Annotated in this window: 16 protein-coding genes; 11 read left to right on the plus strand and 5 right to left on the minus strand. The window is 74.5% G+C overall.

Annotated elements, in window-relative coordinates; genetic code table 11:
* Window positions 1-64: 64 nt before the first annotated feature.
* The 10 genes from HCN08_RS19070 to HCN08_RS19115 all read left to right on the plus strand — a co-directional run bounded on the left by HCN08_RS19070 (window position 65) and on the right by HCN08_RS19115 (window position 9,088).
* Window positions 65-697 (plus strand): MBL fold metallo-hydrolase, encoded by a 633-nt coding sequence (locus tag HCN08_RS19070; protein WP_167984341.1) that lies wholly within the window; start codon window positions 65-67, stop codon window positions 695-697.
* Window positions 698-733: 36 nt separating this feature from the next.
* The gene (locus HCN08_RS19075; RefSeq protein WP_167984342.1) at window positions 734-1,516 is read left to right on the plus strand and encodes an exodeoxyribonuclease III; all 783 of its coding nucleotides are present in this window, start codon (window positions 734-736) and stop codon (window positions 1,514-1,516) included.
* A 136-nt stretch (window positions 1,517-1,652) separates the two neighbouring features.
* The gene (locus HCN08_RS19080; RefSeq protein ID WP_031515493.1) at window positions 1,653-1,904 is read left to right on the plus strand and encodes a TfoX/Sxy family DNA transformation protein; all 252 of its coding nucleotides are present in this window, start codon (window positions 1,653-1,655) and stop codon (window positions 1,902-1,904) included.
* Window positions 1,905-1,920: 16 nt separating this feature from the next.
* On the plus strand, window positions 1,921-2,658 hold the full coding sequence (locus HCN08_RS19085) for an amino acid ABC transporter ATP-binding protein (RefSeq protein WP_167984343.1): 738 nt from the start codon (window positions 1,921-1,923) through the stop codon (window positions 2,656-2,658).
* Between the two features lie 67 nt (window positions 2,659-2,725).
* Window positions 2,726-3,661: a glutamate ABC transporter substrate-binding protein gene (locus HCN08_RS19090; RefSeq protein WP_167984416.1), complete on the plus strand. Its 936-nt coding sequence runs from the start codon at window positions 2,726-2,728 to the stop codon at window positions 3,659-3,661.
* Window positions 3,661-4,305: an amino acid ABC transporter permease gene (locus HCN08_RS19095; RefSeq protein ID WP_167984344.1), complete on the plus strand. Its 645-nt coding sequence runs from the start codon at window positions 3,661-3,663 to the stop codon at window positions 4,303-4,305. The genes HCN08_RS19090 and HCN08_RS19095 overlap by 1 nt, the downstream gene beginning before the upstream one ends.
* Complete coding sequence (locus HCN08_RS19100; RefSeq protein WP_167984345.1) at window positions 4,302-5,156, plus strand: amino acid ABC transporter permease; 855 nt, start codon at window positions 4,302-4,304, stop codon at window positions 5,154-5,156. The genes HCN08_RS19095 and HCN08_RS19100 overlap by 4 nt, the downstream gene beginning before the upstream one ends.
* A gap of 145 nt (window positions 5,157-5,301) precedes the next feature.
* The gene (locus HCN08_RS19105; RefSeq protein ID WP_167984346.1) at window positions 5,302-7,176 is read left to right on the plus strand and encodes a transketolase; all 1,875 of its coding nucleotides are present in this window, start codon (window positions 5,302-5,304) and stop codon (window positions 7,174-7,176) included.
* Window positions 7,177-7,291: 115 nt separating this feature from the next.
* The gene (locus HCN08_RS19110) at window positions 7,292-8,272 is read left to right on the plus strand and encodes an SGNH/GDSL hydrolase family protein (protein ID WP_206318950.1); all 981 of its coding nucleotides are present in this window, start codon (window positions 7,292-7,294) and stop codon (window positions 8,270-8,272) included.
* A gap of 63 nt (window positions 8,273-8,335) precedes the next feature.
* Window positions 8,336-9,088: a ZIP family metal transporter gene (locus HCN08_RS19115; protein WP_167984347.1), complete on the plus strand. Its 753-nt coding sequence runs from the start codon at window positions 8,336-8,338 to the stop codon at window positions 9,086-9,088.
* Here HCN08_RS19115 and HCN08_RS19120 read toward each other — a convergent pair.
* From HCN08_RS19120 to HCN08_RS19130, 3 genes are all read right to left on the minus strand, one after another.
* On the minus strand, window positions 9,057-9,818 hold the full coding sequence (locus HCN08_RS19120) for a hypothetical protein (RefSeq protein ID WP_167984348.1): 762 nt from the start codon (window positions 9,816-9,818) through the stop codon (window positions 9,057-9,059). The genes HCN08_RS19115 and HCN08_RS19120 overlap by 32 nt on opposite strands.
* A gap of 172 nt (window positions 9,819-9,990) precedes the next feature.
* Window positions 9,991-10,548, minus strand: a complete 558-nt coding sequence (locus HCN08_RS19125; protein ID WP_167984349.1) for an isochorismatase family protein — start codon at window positions 10,546-10,548, stop codon at window positions 9,991-9,993.
* Window positions 10,545-11,012: a MarR family winged helix-turn-helix transcriptional regulator gene (locus HCN08_RS19130; RefSeq protein ID WP_407648840.1), complete on the minus strand. Its 468-nt coding sequence runs from the start codon at window positions 11,010-11,012 to the stop codon at window positions 10,545-10,547. The genes HCN08_RS19125 and HCN08_RS19130 overlap by 4 nt, the downstream gene beginning before the upstream one ends.
* A 194-nt stretch (window positions 11,013-11,206) precedes the next feature.
* Between HCN08_RS19130 and HCN08_RS19135 the strand changes: the two genes are divergently transcribed.
* Window positions 11,207-12,361, plus strand: a complete 1,155-nt coding sequence (locus HCN08_RS19135) for a flagellar biosynthesis protein FlhF (RefSeq protein WP_167984350.1) — start codon at window positions 11,207-11,209, stop codon at window positions 12,359-12,361.
* Window positions 12,362-12,363: 2 nt separating this feature from the next.
* Here HCN08_RS19135 and HCN08_RS19140 read toward each other — a convergent pair whose 3' ends face one another.
* Together HCN08_RS19140 and HCN08_RS19145 are read right to left on the minus strand one after the other, a co-directional pair.
* A complete protein-coding gene (locus tag HCN08_RS19140; RefSeq protein ID WP_167984351.1) occupies window positions 12,364-13,392 on the minus strand; it encodes a DUF4331 family protein in 1,029 nt (342 codons plus the stop codon).
* A 43-nt stretch (window positions 13,393-13,435) separates the two neighbouring features.
* Entirely contained in the window at window positions 13,436-13,657 is a 222-nt protein-coding gene (locus tag HCN08_RS19145; RefSeq protein ID WP_167984352.1) for a hypothetical protein, read from the minus strand.
* Between the last annotated feature and the right edge of the window lie 143 nt (window positions 13,658-13,800).

A 13,800-nucleotide genomic window follows, 5' to 3' on the forward strand; every position in this document is an offset into this window, starting at 1 on the left:
GCCGCCCCCCCCGGTCGGGGCACCGGCCGGCCGACCGACGCGTCACCGCGAGGGTGGAGAACCAGTGGAGCTGACCAAGAAACGGCACGCCTGCGTCCGGCTGGAGAAGGACGGGCAGACGCTCGTCATCGACCCGGGCGGCTTCAGCGAGCAGGACGCCGCCGAGGGCGCCGACGTCCTGCTCGTCACCCACGAGCACCCCGACCACTTCGACCCCGGCAAGCTGCGCGCCGTACTCGACGCCCGGCCCGCCGCCGAGCTGTGGGCGCTCGCCAGCGTCGCGGGACAGCTCGCCGCCGGCTACCCCGGGCGCGTGCACACCGTCGGCCAGGGCGACACCTTCACCGCCGCGGGCTTCGACGTCCAGGTGCACGGCGAACTGCACGCCGTGATCCACCCCGACATCCCCCGGGTGACCAACGTCGGCTACCTCGTGGACGGCGCGGTCTTCCACCCCGGCGACGCCTTCACCGTGCCCGGCCACCCGGTGGACACCCTGCTGCTGCCCGTCCACGCGCCCTGGAACAAGATCTCCGAGGTCATCGACTACGTCCGGGAGGTCGCACCGCGCCGCTGCCTCGACGTCCACGACGCGCTGCTCGCCGATCTCGCCCGGCCGCTGTACGACACCCACGTCGGCAACCTGGGCGGCGCCGAGCACCTGCGGCTGGCCCCGGGCGAGGGCACCGAGGGCTGAGCGCCGTTGTCGGACCCAGCCGCTAGGTTGGGGGACATGCGCATCGCGACCTGGAACATCAACTCCATCACCGCCCGCCTGCCGCGGCTGCTCGGCTGGCTGGAGAGCAGCGGCACGGACGTCCTGTGCGTCCAGGAGACCAAGTGCACCGACGAGCAGTTCCCGTACGACGAGCTGCGCGAGCTGGGGTACGAGGCGGCGGTCAACGCCGACGGGCGGTGGAACGGGGTGGCGGTCCTCTCCCGGGTGGGCCTGGCCGACGTGGTCAAGGGCCTGCCCGAGGGGCCCGCCTACGAAGGGGTGCAGGAGCCGCGCGCGGTGTCGGCGACCTGCGGCGGCGCGGTGCGCGTCTGGTCGGTGTACGTGCCCAACGGGCGGGAGATCGGCCACGCGCACTACGCCTACAAGCTGCTGTGGCTCGACGCCCTGCGCGCGGCCGTGGCCGGCAGCGCGGCCGGCGACCTGCCGTTCGCGGTGCTCGGCGACTACAACGTGGCGCCGGCCGACGAGGACGTGTGGGACGTGTCGGTCTTCGAGGGCGCCACCCACGTCACCGCCCCCGAGCGGGACGCGCTGGCCGCGCTGCGCGCCACCGGCCTGACCGACGTCGTGCCGCGCCCGCTGAAGTACGACCACCCCTACACGTACTGGGACTACCGCCAGCTGGCCTTCCCCAAGAACCGCGGCATGCGCATCGACCTGGTGTACGGCAACGCGGCCTTCGCCAAGGCCGCCTCGGACGCGTATGTGGACCGCGAGGAGCGCAAGGGCAAGGGCGCCTCGGACCACGCCCCCGTGGTGGTCGACCTCGCCGTGTGACCGCGGATGCCACCCCTCCCGGGGGACGGGCAGGGCGTGTCAAGGGCGGGATCGCCCGGATGGGGTGCGGCATATGTGCATGATGGCGGCACACGTTCCCTTCTCCCACCCCTCAGCCGTGCACCGGAGGCGCCACGTGGACTCCCTACAGCAGCTGCCGAACATCGGGGCGGTGCTCGCCGAACGCCTGCGCCGCGCGGGCGTCGACGACGCGGGCGAACTGCGCCGGCTGGGCTCCGGCCGGGCGTTCGAGAAGATCCGCCCCGAACTGCCCGAGGACGCTTGCACCCACACCCTGCTCGCCCTCGAAGGCGCGCTGCGCGGCATGCGGTGGACGGCGATCCCGCAGACCGAGCGGGACACCCTCGTCCACCGCGTGCTCGGCTGACGCGCCCGGCCCGCCGGTGGAGCCGCTGATCGTCCTGGACAAGGTCAACAAGCACTTCGGCTCGCTGCATGTGCTCAAGGACATCGAACTGACGGTGGGGCGCGGCGAGGTCGTGGTGGTCATCGGTCCGTCCGGGTCGGGGAAGTCCACGCTGTGCCGGGCGATCAACCGGCTGGAGCCCGTGCAGTCCGGCACCATCACCGTCGACGGCCGGCCGCTGCCCGCCGAGGGCCGGGCGCTCGCGCGGCTGCGCGCCGACGTCGGCATGGTCTTCCAGTCCTTCAACCTCTTCGCGCACCGCACCGTGCTGGACAACGTGATGCTGGCGCCGCTGAAGGTCCGCCGCCGCCCCCGGGCCGACGCCGAGCGCCGCGGCCGGGAGCTCCTCGACCGGGTCGGCCTGCTCGACCAGGCCGACAAGCTGCCCGCCCAGCTGTCCGGCGGGCAGCAGCAGCGGGTCGCGATCGCCCGGGCGCTGGCGATGGAGCCCAAGGCGATGCTCTTCGACGAGCCGACCTCCGCACTCGACCCGGAGATGATCAACGAGGTGCTGGAGGTCATGCAGCAGCTCGCCGAGGAGGGCATGACGATGGTCGTCGTCACCCACGAGATGGGCTTCGCCCGCTCCGCCGCCGACCGGGTCGTCTTCATGGCCGACGGGCGGATCGTCGAGGACCGGGTGCCGGAGGACTTCTTCACCGACCCGCGCACCGACCGGGCCCGCGACTTCCTGTCCAAGATCCTCCACCACTGAGCCGCCCGTGCCCCCGCCCCCGCCCGTGCCCCCGCCCCCGCCCGTGCCCCCGACCCCGCCTGCGCGCCTGCCCCCGACCGCGCGCCGCCCGCTCCCCGCCGCCCTGCTGCCGGCCCTGCTCGCCGTGCTCGCCGCCGCCCTGCTCGCCGGCTGCGGCCGGTCCGGCAGCCCGCCCGCCAAGGGCCCGCGCCCCGGCGACCTGCCCGTCTACCGCGTCGACACCGGCTTCACGCTGCCCTCCTCGCCCACCTGGACCCGCGCCCACCGCCGCGGCCGGCTCGTCGTCGGCGTCAAGGACGACCAGCCCTACCTCGGCGAGAAGGACCCGGCCACCGGGGCGTACTCGGGCTTCGACATCGAGATCGCCAAGATGACCGCCGCCTCCCTCGGCTTCCCCGCCGGCCGGCTCACCTACCAGGCCATCGCGTCGGCCAACCGGGAGACCGCGCTGGCCAACGGGCAGATCGACATGTACGTCGGCACGTACACCATCAACGCGCTGCGCAAACGCCAGGTCGGCTTCGCCGGCCCGTACTACATGGCCGGGCAGGGCCTGCTGGTGCGCGCCGACGAGAACGGCATCCACGGCCCCGGCGACCTCGACGGCAGGAAGGTGTGCTCGGCGGCCGGCTCCAGCTCCATCCAGCGCATCGAGGCCGACTACCCGGCCGCGCGACCGGTCACGTACGACACCTACTCGGTGTGCGTGGACAACCTGCTCACCTACCAGGTCGACGCCGTCACCACCGACGACTCGATCCTGCTCGGCTACGCCGCCAAGGCCCCCGAGGAGATGAAGCTGGTCGGCAGGCCCTTCTCCAAGGAGCCGTACGGCATCGGCCTGGCCAAGTCCGACACCGCGCTGCGGCTCGCGCTGGACGACGCGATCGTGGCGCACCAGAAGAACGGCGACTGGAAACGGGCCTACGACGTCACGCTGGGCCTGTCCGGCGTGCCCGCGCCCGCCCCGCCGCCGGTGGACCGCTACCAGGGGAGCGGCTGATGGACGTGCTGACCGACAACCTCTCGCTCTACGGCCAGGGCCTGTGGGGGACCGTGCAGCTCACCCTGCTCGCCGGCGCGCTGTCGCTGGCCCTGGGGGTGCTGATCGCGGGCTTCCGGGTCTCGCCGGTCAAGGCGCTGCGGGCGTTCGGCACCGGATGGGTGACGGTGCTCCGCAACACCCCGCTCACGCTGCTGTTCTTCGCCGCGCTGCTGGGGCTGCCGCGGTTCGGGGTGGTGCTGCCCTTCACCGTCTTCGCCGTCCTGGCGCTCGGCGCGTACACCTCGGCCTTCATCTGCGAGGCGGTGCGGGCCGGCATCAACACCGTGCCGACCGGGCAGGGCGAGGCCGCCCGCAGCCTCGGCATGAGCTTCCGGCAGACGCTGTCGCTGGTGGTGCTGCCGCAGGCGGCCCGCTCGGTGATCTCGCCGATCGGCTCCACGCTCATCGCGCTGGCCAAGAACTCCGCCATCGCCGGGTCCTTCTCCGTCACCGAGCTGCTGGGCACGTACAAGCCGCTGGGCGAACGGGGCTTCAGCGTCATCTGGAGCTTCGTGTGGATCGCGGTCGGCTATCTGATCGTCACCCTCGCGCTCGCCGGCATCTTCGGCCTGCTGGAGCGCCGCTTCGGGGTCCCGCGATGACCGCCGGCACCGAGAGCGCCAGCGCCCTCTACGACATCCCCGGCCCGCGCGCCCTGGCCCGGCACCGGCGCTACGCCTGGATCACCGGGGCGCTGCTGCTCGCCGCGGCCGGCTTCGTCGTCTACAAGCTCGTCGACACCGGGCAGTTCTCGGTCGTCAAATGGCGGCCCTTCGCGTACAAGGGCATCCAGCGGCTGCTGCTGACCGGCCTCGCCAACACGCTCAAGGCGTTCGGCTGGGCGGCGCTGGCCTCGCTGGTCTTCGGGGTGGTCTTCGCCGCCGGGCGGCTCAGCGACCACCGGGCGGTGCGCTGGGCGAGCGGGCTGGTGGTGGAGTTCTTCCGGGCCATGCCGCTGCTGGTGATGATCTTCTTCATCTTCATCGCGCTGCGCCTCGACCCCATGCTCTCCCTGGTCATCGGCCTGACCCTCTACAACGGCTCGGTGCTCGCCGAGGTCTTCCGCTCCGGCGTCAACGCGGTGCCGCGCGGCCAGCGCGAGGCCGGCTACGCGCTGGGCATGCGCAAGACGCAGGTCATGACGTACGTGCTGGTGCCGCAGGCCGCCAGGTCCATGCTGCCGGCGATCGTCAGCCAGCTCGTCGTCGCCCTCAAGGACACCTCGCTGGGCTACCTCATCACCTACCAGGAATTCCTCTACTCCGGGAAGCTCATCGCCACCAACCTCGACTACGACCTGCCGTTCATCCCGGTGGTGATGGTCATCGCGCCGGTCTACATCGGCATGTGCATGCTGCTGTCGTGGTGCGCGGGCCGGCTCGCCCGGCTGGAGCGGCGCAGCCCCCGGTCGAAGGCGGTGCCGGTGCGCACCGAGCTGCCGCAGGAGATCTGAGGCCGGAGATCCGAGGCCGGGATCCGAGGCCGGGATCCGAGGCCGGGATCCGAGGCCGCACGGGCACCGGCCCGGTTTGTCCGGCTCCGTGCCGGGCAGCCGCACCGCAGGGACGGACCGACCCCGCGAGGAGGACGACGGCGCCATGAACGACACCATCACCCACAGCCCGGTACGCAGCGACACCGAGATCGCCGAACTCGGCCAGCAGCTGCGCGTCGACTCGGTACGGGCGGCCAAGGCCGCCGGCTCCGGCCACCCCACCTCCTCCATGTCGGCCGCCGACATCATGGCCGTCCTGCTCGCCCGGCACCTGCGCTACGACTTCCGGCACCCGGAGCTGCCCGGCAACGACCACCTGATCCTCTCCAAGGGCCACGCCTCCCCGCTGCTGTACTCCGCCTACAAGGCCGCCGGCGCCATCAGTGACGACGAGCTGCTGACCTTCCGCAAGCGCGGCAGCCGCCTGGAGGGCCACCCCACCCCCCGGCTGCCGTGGGTCGACGTCGCCACCGGCTCGCTCGGCCAGGGCCTGCCCATCGGCGTCGGCGTGGCGCTCGCCGGCGCCCGGCTCGACCACCTGCCGTACCGCACCTGGGTGCTGTGCGGCGACAGCGAGATGGCCGAGGGCTCGGTGTGGGAGGCCATGGAGGCCGCCGGCGCCGAGCACCTGGACCACCTCACGCTGATCGTCGACGTCAACCGGCTCGGCCAGCGCGGACCCACCCGGCACGGCTGGGACCTCGACGCGTACGCCCGCCGCATCCGCGCCTTCGGCTGGCACACCGTCGAGATCGACGGCCACGACGTCGCCGCCATCGACCAGGCGATGACCGAGGCCCGCAGCCACCAGGGCGCCCCCACCGCGATCATCGCCCGCACCCGCAAGGGCCGCGGGGTCGCCGCCGTCGAGGACAAGGAGGGCAAGCACGGCAAGCCGGTTGCCGACCCCGACGACGCGATCCGGGAACTCGGCGGCGAACGCCACCTGCGGGTCGAGGTCCAGGCCCCGCCCGAGGCCGAGCAGCCCGCCCGCGGCGGCGGCGACCCGCACACCGCGCTGCCCCGCTACGCCACCGGCGGCGACCCGGTCGCCACCCGCACCGCCTTCGGTGAGACCCTCGCCGCCCTCGGCTCGCTGCACGACGACGTCGTCGTACTGGACGGCGAGGTCGGCGACTCCACCAAGGCGCAGCTGTTCGCCGACGCCCACCCCGAGCGCTACTTCGAGTGCTACATCGCCGAGCAGCAGCTCATCGGCGCCGCCGTCGGCTTCGGCGTGTGCGGCTTCACGCCCTTCGCCGCCACCTTCGCCGCCTTCCTCACCCGCGCCCACGACTTCCTGCGGATGGCCGCCGTCAGCCGCTCGCGCATCAACGTCGTCGGCACCCACGCCGGCGTCGCGATCGGCGAGGACGGCCCCTCCCAGATGGCGCTGGAGGACCTCGCGATGATGCGCTCGGTCCACGGCAGCACCGTGCTCTACCCGTGCGACGCCAACCAGGCCGTGCAGCTGCTCACCGCCATGCCCGACCGGCCCGGCATCAGCTACCTGCGCGCCACCCGCGGCAACACCCCGGTGATCTACGGCCCCGGCGACGCCTTCCCGGTCGGCGGCAGCAAGGTGCTGCGCTCCCACCCCGACGACCAGGTGACCCTCATCGGCGCCGGCGTCACCGTCCACGAGGCGCTGGCCGCCGCCGACCAGCTCGTCGCCGACGGCATCCGCGCCCGGGTGCTGGACCTCTACTCCGTCAAGCCGGTCGACACCCAGGCGCTGCGCACCGCCGCCGAGGCCACCGGCCGGTTCGTCATCGCCGAGGACCACCACCCCGAGGGGGGCCTGGCCGACGCGGTCATGGAGTCCTTCGGCAACGGCTACCCCGCCCCGCGCCACACCCGGCTCGCCGTGCACACCATGCCCGGCTCCGCCACGCCCGCCGAGCAGCTCGCCGACGCCGGGATCGACGCCTCCTCCATCGCGCAGGCCGCCCGCACCCTCGTCGAGGTCGGACGGTGACGCGGGCGACGCGCACATGACGTGAAGGCGTCACCCGGGCGTCCCGCCCATTGACACCGCATGCCGCGGCCCCGAACCTTGATCGACGTCAGCGTCGACGCAGGGGAGGGGCCGCATGGCGGCGATATTCGGCAGGGGCGGGAACGGCACCGGGCGGACGGCCGCAAGGCCCGCGGGAAAACGCCGGGGCGGCCGTACGGCAGGTCTGGGCGCCGCGGCGATCGGCGGGGCACTCGCCCTCACCGCCGCCGCCGTCAGCCCCGCCGCGGCCCACGGCGGCCCGCACCACCCGGCCCCGCAGCACGGCAGGCCCGCCGTCCACTACGTGGCCCTCGGCGACTCCTACACCTCGGGCCCCGGCATCCCCACCCAGGTCGACGCCAACTGCACCCGCTCCGACCACAACTACCCCTCGCTGGTGGCCGCCGCCGGCCGCTTCGCGCGCTTCACCGACGTCAGCTGCGGCGGCGCCACCACCGCCCAGATTTGGCAGGCCCAGGGCACCAACGGCCCGCAGCTGTCCGCCGTCACCCGCGACACCACCCTGGTCACCCTGCAGATCGGCGGCAACGACATCGGCTTCGGCTCGATCATCGCCACCTGCGCGGGCCTGAGCGTCCAGGACCCGGCCGGCGACCCCTGCAAGGAGCACTACGCCCCGCGCGGCAGCCTCGACCAGCTCACCGTCAACATCGTCCAGGCCGCCCCCAAGGTCGCCCAGGTGCTGCGGGCCGTGCACCGCCAGGCGCCGAAGGCCCGCGTCGTCGTGGTCGGCTACCCCGACCTGCTGCCCGACCGCGGCCCCGGCTGCTTCCCGGCCGTGCCCTTCGCCGCCGGCGACGTGCCGTACCTGCGCAGCACCGAGAAGAACCTCAACACCATGCTGCGGGTCGAGGCGCTGCTGGGCGGCGCCGAGTACGTCGACACCTACGGGCCCACCGTGGGCCGCGACATGTGCCAGGCGCCCGGCGTCCGCTGGATCGAGCCGCTGGTGCCGGCCGCGCCCGCCGCCCCCGCCCACCCCAACGCGAGCGGCGAGCAGGCCATGGCCACCGCCGTCGCCGCCCGGGTCCTCGGGCCCGGAAAGCGTCGCTGACCTGCCCCGCAGGTAAGGCGACCCTGACTCGCGGGCGCGCGCGGCGTCATGGATCATCGACCCATGCCGGTCCTGATAGCCGCGTGCGCCTTCGCGATGACCCTCGTCGGCGGCATCGTCGCCCACCGTATCGGGGACCGCCGCCACCTCGTCCTCGGACTCGCCGCCGGGCTGATGCTCGGCGTCGTCGGGTTTGACCTGCTGCCCGAGGCGCTGGAGACCCAGCCCCGCGAGGTCTTCGGGGTGCCGGCGGCCCTGCTGATGTTCGTCGCGGGCTTCCTCGCGCTGCACATCATCGAGCGCTCGGTGGCCATCCACCGCGCCCACGAGGGCGAGTACGCCCCGCACGCCCACGGCCACGGGCACGCCCACGACCCCGTCAAGGGCATCGGCATCACCGCGGCGGCGGCCCTCGTCGGCCACAGCGTCATGGACGGCTTCGCGATCGGCGCCGCCTTCCAGGCCGGCAGCACCGTCGGCATCGTCGTCGCCATCGCCGTCGTCTCGCACGACTTCGCGGACGGCTTCAACACGTACACCATCACCCGGATGTACGGGAACGGGCAGCGCCGCGCCCAGATGCTGCTCACCGCCGACGCCCTCGCGCCGGTCGCCGGCGCGGCCGTGACGCTCGCCTTCACCATCCCCGCCGGCGTCCTCGGCCTCTACCTGGGCTTCTTCGCCGGCTTCCTGCTCTACCTGGCGACCTCCGACATCCTCCCGGAGGCGCACAGCCCGCACCCGTCCAGCTCCACGCTGCTGTGCACCGTCGCCGGCGCCGGCATCATGTGGCTGGTGATCGGTCTCGCTGACTGAGCTTCTTCGACGTCGCCGCCGCCTGCTTCGTCACGTCCGCGACCAGCTCGACGACGTCCGAGCCGTAGGCCTGGGAATTCACCACCCGCAGCAGCAGGCAGAACGTCGCGTCCACCCCGTGTTTACGGGCCAGCCGGGTGTGGTGCCGGGACAGGTACCGGGCCGCGGCCTGGGTGGCGATGCCGCGCTGGCCGGAGAAGAGGAAGACCGGGCGGTCGTTGCCGGTGTCGCCGGCCGCCGCGAGCCGGGCCAGCAGCACGTACTCGACCGCGCCCTTCTCCAGCGGGTACGTCGTGCCGCCCACGGTGATCGCGCCCTGGTCGGGGCCGGGCGCGGGGTCGGTGTTGATCTCCACCCCCGGCAGCATCGAGCGCAGATGCGCCGCCAGCCGCAGGTTCTCCGCCGGGCCGCCGATGCAGAACTCGGTACGGGCGCCGAAGCCCTGCCAGGCCGTGTCGTGCGCCAGCACCTCCGCGTGCGCCCCGCACTCCTTGATCGCCGCGGCCAGCTCCAGCAGCGAGAACGCGTCGTGCCGGGCCACGCTCCACCCCCGCGAGCCCGGGTCGCGCGGCACCACCAGCAGGCACTCGGAGTCCGTGGGCAGGCCGAAGAAACGCTGCTTGCGGCGCAGCCGGCGCTGCCACAGATAGCTGCGGGCGAACCAGCCGGCCGCCACGCACACGGCGGCTGCCACCAGGGCCAGGACGAGATTGCGGAGGTCGTCGCTCATGGCGCGGCATCGTAGCGGTGTTCGAGCGGTGCCGACTACGGTGCGGACCGGGCGCTCGCGGGGCGCTCACCGGGTACGCGGCGGGTACGCGGCGGGCGCTCACCGGATGCCCACCGGGCGCTCGCCGGGCGCGGCAGGGGGCCGCGCCCGGCGCGAAAAGGGCGTGCGGGGATCAGGCGGGCAGCAGCGCGAGGATGTCCTCGGTCGTGCCGGTCTCGCCGAGCCGCGGGAAGATCGTCGCGACCGCGCGCTCGTGCGCGGCGGCGTCGGTGTCGGTCACCGCGTCGACGGCCACCGTGACGTGGTAGCCGTGCTCGTAGGCGTCCCGGGCGGTGGACTCCACGCCGATGCTGGTGGAGATGCCGCACAGCACGATCTGGGTGACCCCGCGGCGGCGCAGCTCCATGTCCAGGCCGGTGCCGTAGAAGGCGCCCCACTGCTGCTTGGAGACGGTGATGTCGGACGGCTGCCGGTCCAGCTCGCCGACCAGGTCGGCCCAGCCCTCGGGGAAGTCCACGCTGCCGCCGGGGCCGCCGTCGGTACGGCCGGGCGCGACACCGGTGACGTTCACCAGCACCACCGGCAGGCCCGCCGCGCGGAAGGCGGCGGCCAGCCGGGCGCTGCGCGCGACGACCTCGTCGGCCGGGTGGGCGGTCGGCAGCGCGACGATGCCGCGCTGGAGGTCGATGACGACCAGGGCGGTGCGGGGGTCGAGCGTGGTCGCGGTCATTGCGGGACATCTCCTGTGGGGTTGCCGTGCTGCGGGGACTGCGCCAGGCGGCGCAGCAGCGGGAGTACGCCGGCGAGCGCGCGGTGCTCGTCGGGGGTGAGCCGGGCCTCGATCGCCTCGGCCAGCCAGCCGCGGCGGGCCGCGCGCCCGGAGCCGAGCAGAGCGGCGCCGGAGGCGGACAGCGAGAAGACCACCTGGCGGCCGTCGGTGGGGTGCGGGGCGCGCACGACCAGGCCGCGCTCCTCCAGCGCGGCGAGCGTCGCCCGCATCGACTGCGGTCGCACCAGCTCGCGCCGGGCGAGCGCCGCGGTCGTCGCCGGGCCCTCGTGCCCGAGCCGCCCCATGACCGACTGCTGCGACGGCGTCAGCTCCGCCTCCGCAGAGGCCGCCCGCATCCGCCGCCCCAGCAGGGCGACCAGCGTGGCCAGCTCGTCCGCGGTGCGCGTACCGTCTGCCCTGCTCACGGCACCACCGTAGGAGTCCGGCAGGAAAACTTGCAAGTTTGCCTGCCGATCCGGCCGCCGAGCGGGGGCCGCGGGACCGCGGGTGATCGGTCGCTGCCGGAAAACCGTCCGTAGCAGTGCCGTAACGCGCCGGGTGTCGAATGCCGGACGGGCAGCCGGTCGAGTGCCGGACGGGCAGCCGACGGAGGTCTGTGGTGACACCGGAATTCCTGTACTACTTCCGCTCCCTGCTGGCGGCGCTCGGCGACCGGCCCGGCCGGTACGCCCTGTGGGCCGCCCGCAACCCCGACGCGGCCCGCGCGTACGCCGCAGGGCACGAGGTCGTGCCCTGGCCCCTGGTGCGCACGATGCTCCGGGACCTCGCGGTGGCCGGCGGCGCGCCGGACGCGCCCGCCGGTGAGATCGCCCGGGCGCAGGCCCTGCACGAAGCGGCTGCCGCCGCTGCCGCGGCCCACCGCCCGCCTGCCCCCGCGGGGGAGCGCCGGCGCCCGGAGCCGGGCCCGGCGGGGGAGGGCGTCCCGCAGCCCCGGCGCGAGCCCGTGGCCGGGCCGCCGCCCGCCGCCGAGCCCGGGTCGGCCGTACGCAGGCCGCGGGGGGCGCGCTTCGCCGGGGCGCCCGTGGAGAGCGCCCCGCAGGTCGCCGAGCAGGCGGTACGGGCCGCGGCGCCGCGCGGGGCCCGGTTCGCCGGGGCGCCGACGAAGCCGGCCGGCAAGGGCCCGCGGCTCGACGTCGAGGCGGCGCAATCCGTGGCGCAGACCGCGCCCGCGCCGCGGGGAGCGCGGTTCGCCGGCGCGCCCCGGCGGGCGGCGCGGCCCGCGGTGCCGGCCGGCGATCCGCGGTGGGACGCCGAGGCGCGGGCGGAGGTGGCCGCGCTGTGGCGGCTGCGGCGGGCCGGCGACAGCGGCGGCGCCTACCTCGCGCTGAGCGCCGCCGCCGGCGGACCGGCCGAGCGGATCCCCTACGTCGTACGGGAACTGGAGCGCACCGGGCTCACCGCGGACGTCGCGACGCTGCTGTGGGAGATCGCCGCGCTGCCGCCGCAGTCCGTCGCGCAGGCGGTCGCCGCGCTGGTCGCCGACGGCCGCGACGCGCAGGCCCGCACGCTGCTGCACCAGGCCGCCTCACGTGCCGCGGCCGAGGTCGCCGACGTCGCCGACCTGCTCGCGACCGCCGGCCGCGCCGCCGAGGCCGGTGAGCTGCTGGAGACGGTCGCCCGGGCCCGTACCGCCGACGCCGCGGCGGCCGTCGCCCGGGCCCGCCCGGGGCTGACCCAGCTGCTGCTCGCCGCCGCGGCCCGGGTCTCCGCCCCCTGCCACCGCAACCTCGCCGCGGCCCTCGCCCGCGCCTGAGCTCACACCGGCACGACGTACGGGAACGCGCCGGTGTGGAGGTCGGCGTTGGTGGCCGGCGTCAGGCCCGCGGGCACCGGCAGGTTCGTCACCAGCGACATCATCACCTCGGGCGCGTTGTCCGCGTGCGGGCGCCCGTTGCGGGTCGCGAAGCCGAAGGACGCCGGGGTCCCGACCACGTACGGCAGCACGTCGGGGAAGAGCTGCCCGGCGACGGTGCGGCCGTAGCCGTCCGGGTCGGCCGCCGTGCCCGTGGCGCGGACCACCGCGGCGACCTGCGCGGCGATCGCGTCCCCGGCCGCCGCGGTGTCCTGGGAGGGGTGGCGGGTGTTGGCCGGGTTGGAGAAGTCCGTGTCGCCGGGCCAGAAGATCGGCCACATCATCGGCAGGCCCGCGCGGTTGATCTGCCGCCAGCCGCCCGCGTCGGTGGCCAGCTTCGTCGCCGCCCACACGCCCGTGCGCGCGCCCGGCTCCAGCTGCGCGTCGCCGTACGGCACCTCCAGCACGATCGTCTCGACGGACGTGCCGGCGAAGCTGTTCTTCGCCTCCTGGGGCTTCCAGGACGACAGGTCCACCTTCGTGCCCTTGCCGACGGCGCCGTTGACCATGGCCAGCAGCCCGAGGTCGATGTAGAAGGGGTCCTTGACCCGCCCCGCCCACGCCCGCACGCCGCCGCTGCTGCTCTCGGCGCTCTCGCCGGTGCGGCCCTCCAGCACGAGCGCGCCGTCCGCGCCGTCCTCGCGCGCGTCCGCGCCGGTCAGCGCCTCCAGCCGGAGCGCCTGCCGGCCGCCGCCGTCCGGCTCCCCGAAGGAGAAGCGGTAGGTCAGCGCCTCGTCGTCGGCGCCGTCGAGATGCACCTTGAACTCGTAGCGCGCCTCGGGGTGGAAGCCGGGCTCGGCGTAGACGCCGGTGACGTTGGAATTCACGTCCATGACCAGGACGGTGCTGTCCCGGCCCGGGAAGACGTACAGGTCGTCGAGGAACAGCTGGCCGTTCTGCGCGGCCAGCGGGGTGTCGAGATGGTGGGACATGAGGAGGTCTCCTGCTCTCGTCGCACGCGCCGCCGGCCGGCGGTCATCCCAGGCCGGCCGCGCTCTCCGCGGGATGGCAGACGTCGCACGTGACCCGCCGGGCGGCCGGTGAGTCCCCCGGCGCGCCGGCGACCGGCTCGAAGGCGATGTGCGCGTGGTGGCCGCACACGCCGGCGCCGCAGTGAGCGCACGCGGCGACCGCGTCGGGTGGCGCGAGCGTGGTCGTACCGACGGGATTGGCGAGGGCGCAGTCGAGGCATTTCATGCCGATCCCCTGATCGCAATCGCGGAAGTGGCCTGTCCTTCCAACGTAGGCGCCCCCGCCCGCCCCCGCACGCGGGGGCGGGGGCGGGTAGCGTCCCGCCGGGTACGGCGGCAGGGGCGGCGGTCGACGGCGCGGGTCAGCAG

The organism is Actinacidiphila epipremni, assembly GCF_012034175.1.
In the GTDB taxonomy this organism is placed as follows: Bacteria; Actinomycetota; Actinomycetes; order Streptomycetales; family Streptomycetaceae; genus Actinacidiphila; species Actinacidiphila epipremni.

Coding starts and splice junctions, on each gene's coding strand:
- HCN08_RS19125 (WP_167984349.1), bottom strand. CDS start 10,548: ATGACCGCGACCACGCTCGACCCCCGCACCGCCCTGGTCGTCATCGAC.
- HCN08_RS19140 (WP_167984351.1), bottom strand. CDS start 13,392: ATGTCCCACCATCTCGACACCCCGCTGGCCGCGCAGAACGGCCAGCTG.
- HCN08_RS19115 (WP_167984347.1), top strand. CDS start 8,336: ATGCCGGTCCTGATAGCCGCGTGCGCCTTCGCGATGACCCTCGTCGGC.
- HCN08_RS19110 (WP_206318950.1), top strand. CDS start 7,292: ATGGCGGCGATATTCGGCAGGGGCGGGAACGGCACCGGGCGGACGGCC.
- HCN08_RS19075 (WP_167984342.1), top strand. CDS start 734: ATGCGCATCGCGACCTGGAACATCAACTCCATCACCGCCCGCCTGCCG.
- HCN08_RS19145 (WP_167984352.1), bottom strand. CDS start 13,657: ATGAAATGCCTCGACTGCGCCCTCGCCAATCCCGTCGGTACGACCACG.
- HCN08_RS19100 (WP_167984345.1), top strand. CDS start 4,302: ATGACCGCCGGCACCGAGAGCGCCAGCGCCCTCTACGACATCCCCGGC.
- HCN08_RS19105 (WP_167984346.1), top strand. CDS start 5,302: ATGAACGACACCATCACCCACAGCCCGGTACGCAGCGACACCGAGATC.
- HCN08_RS19120 (WP_167984348.1), bottom strand. CDS start 9,818: ATGAGCGACGACCTCCGCAATCTCGTCCTGGCCCTGGTGGCAGCCGCC.
- HCN08_RS19095 (WP_167984344.1), top strand. CDS start 3,661: ATGGACGTGCTGACCGACAACCTCTCGCTCTACGGCCAGGGCCTGTGG.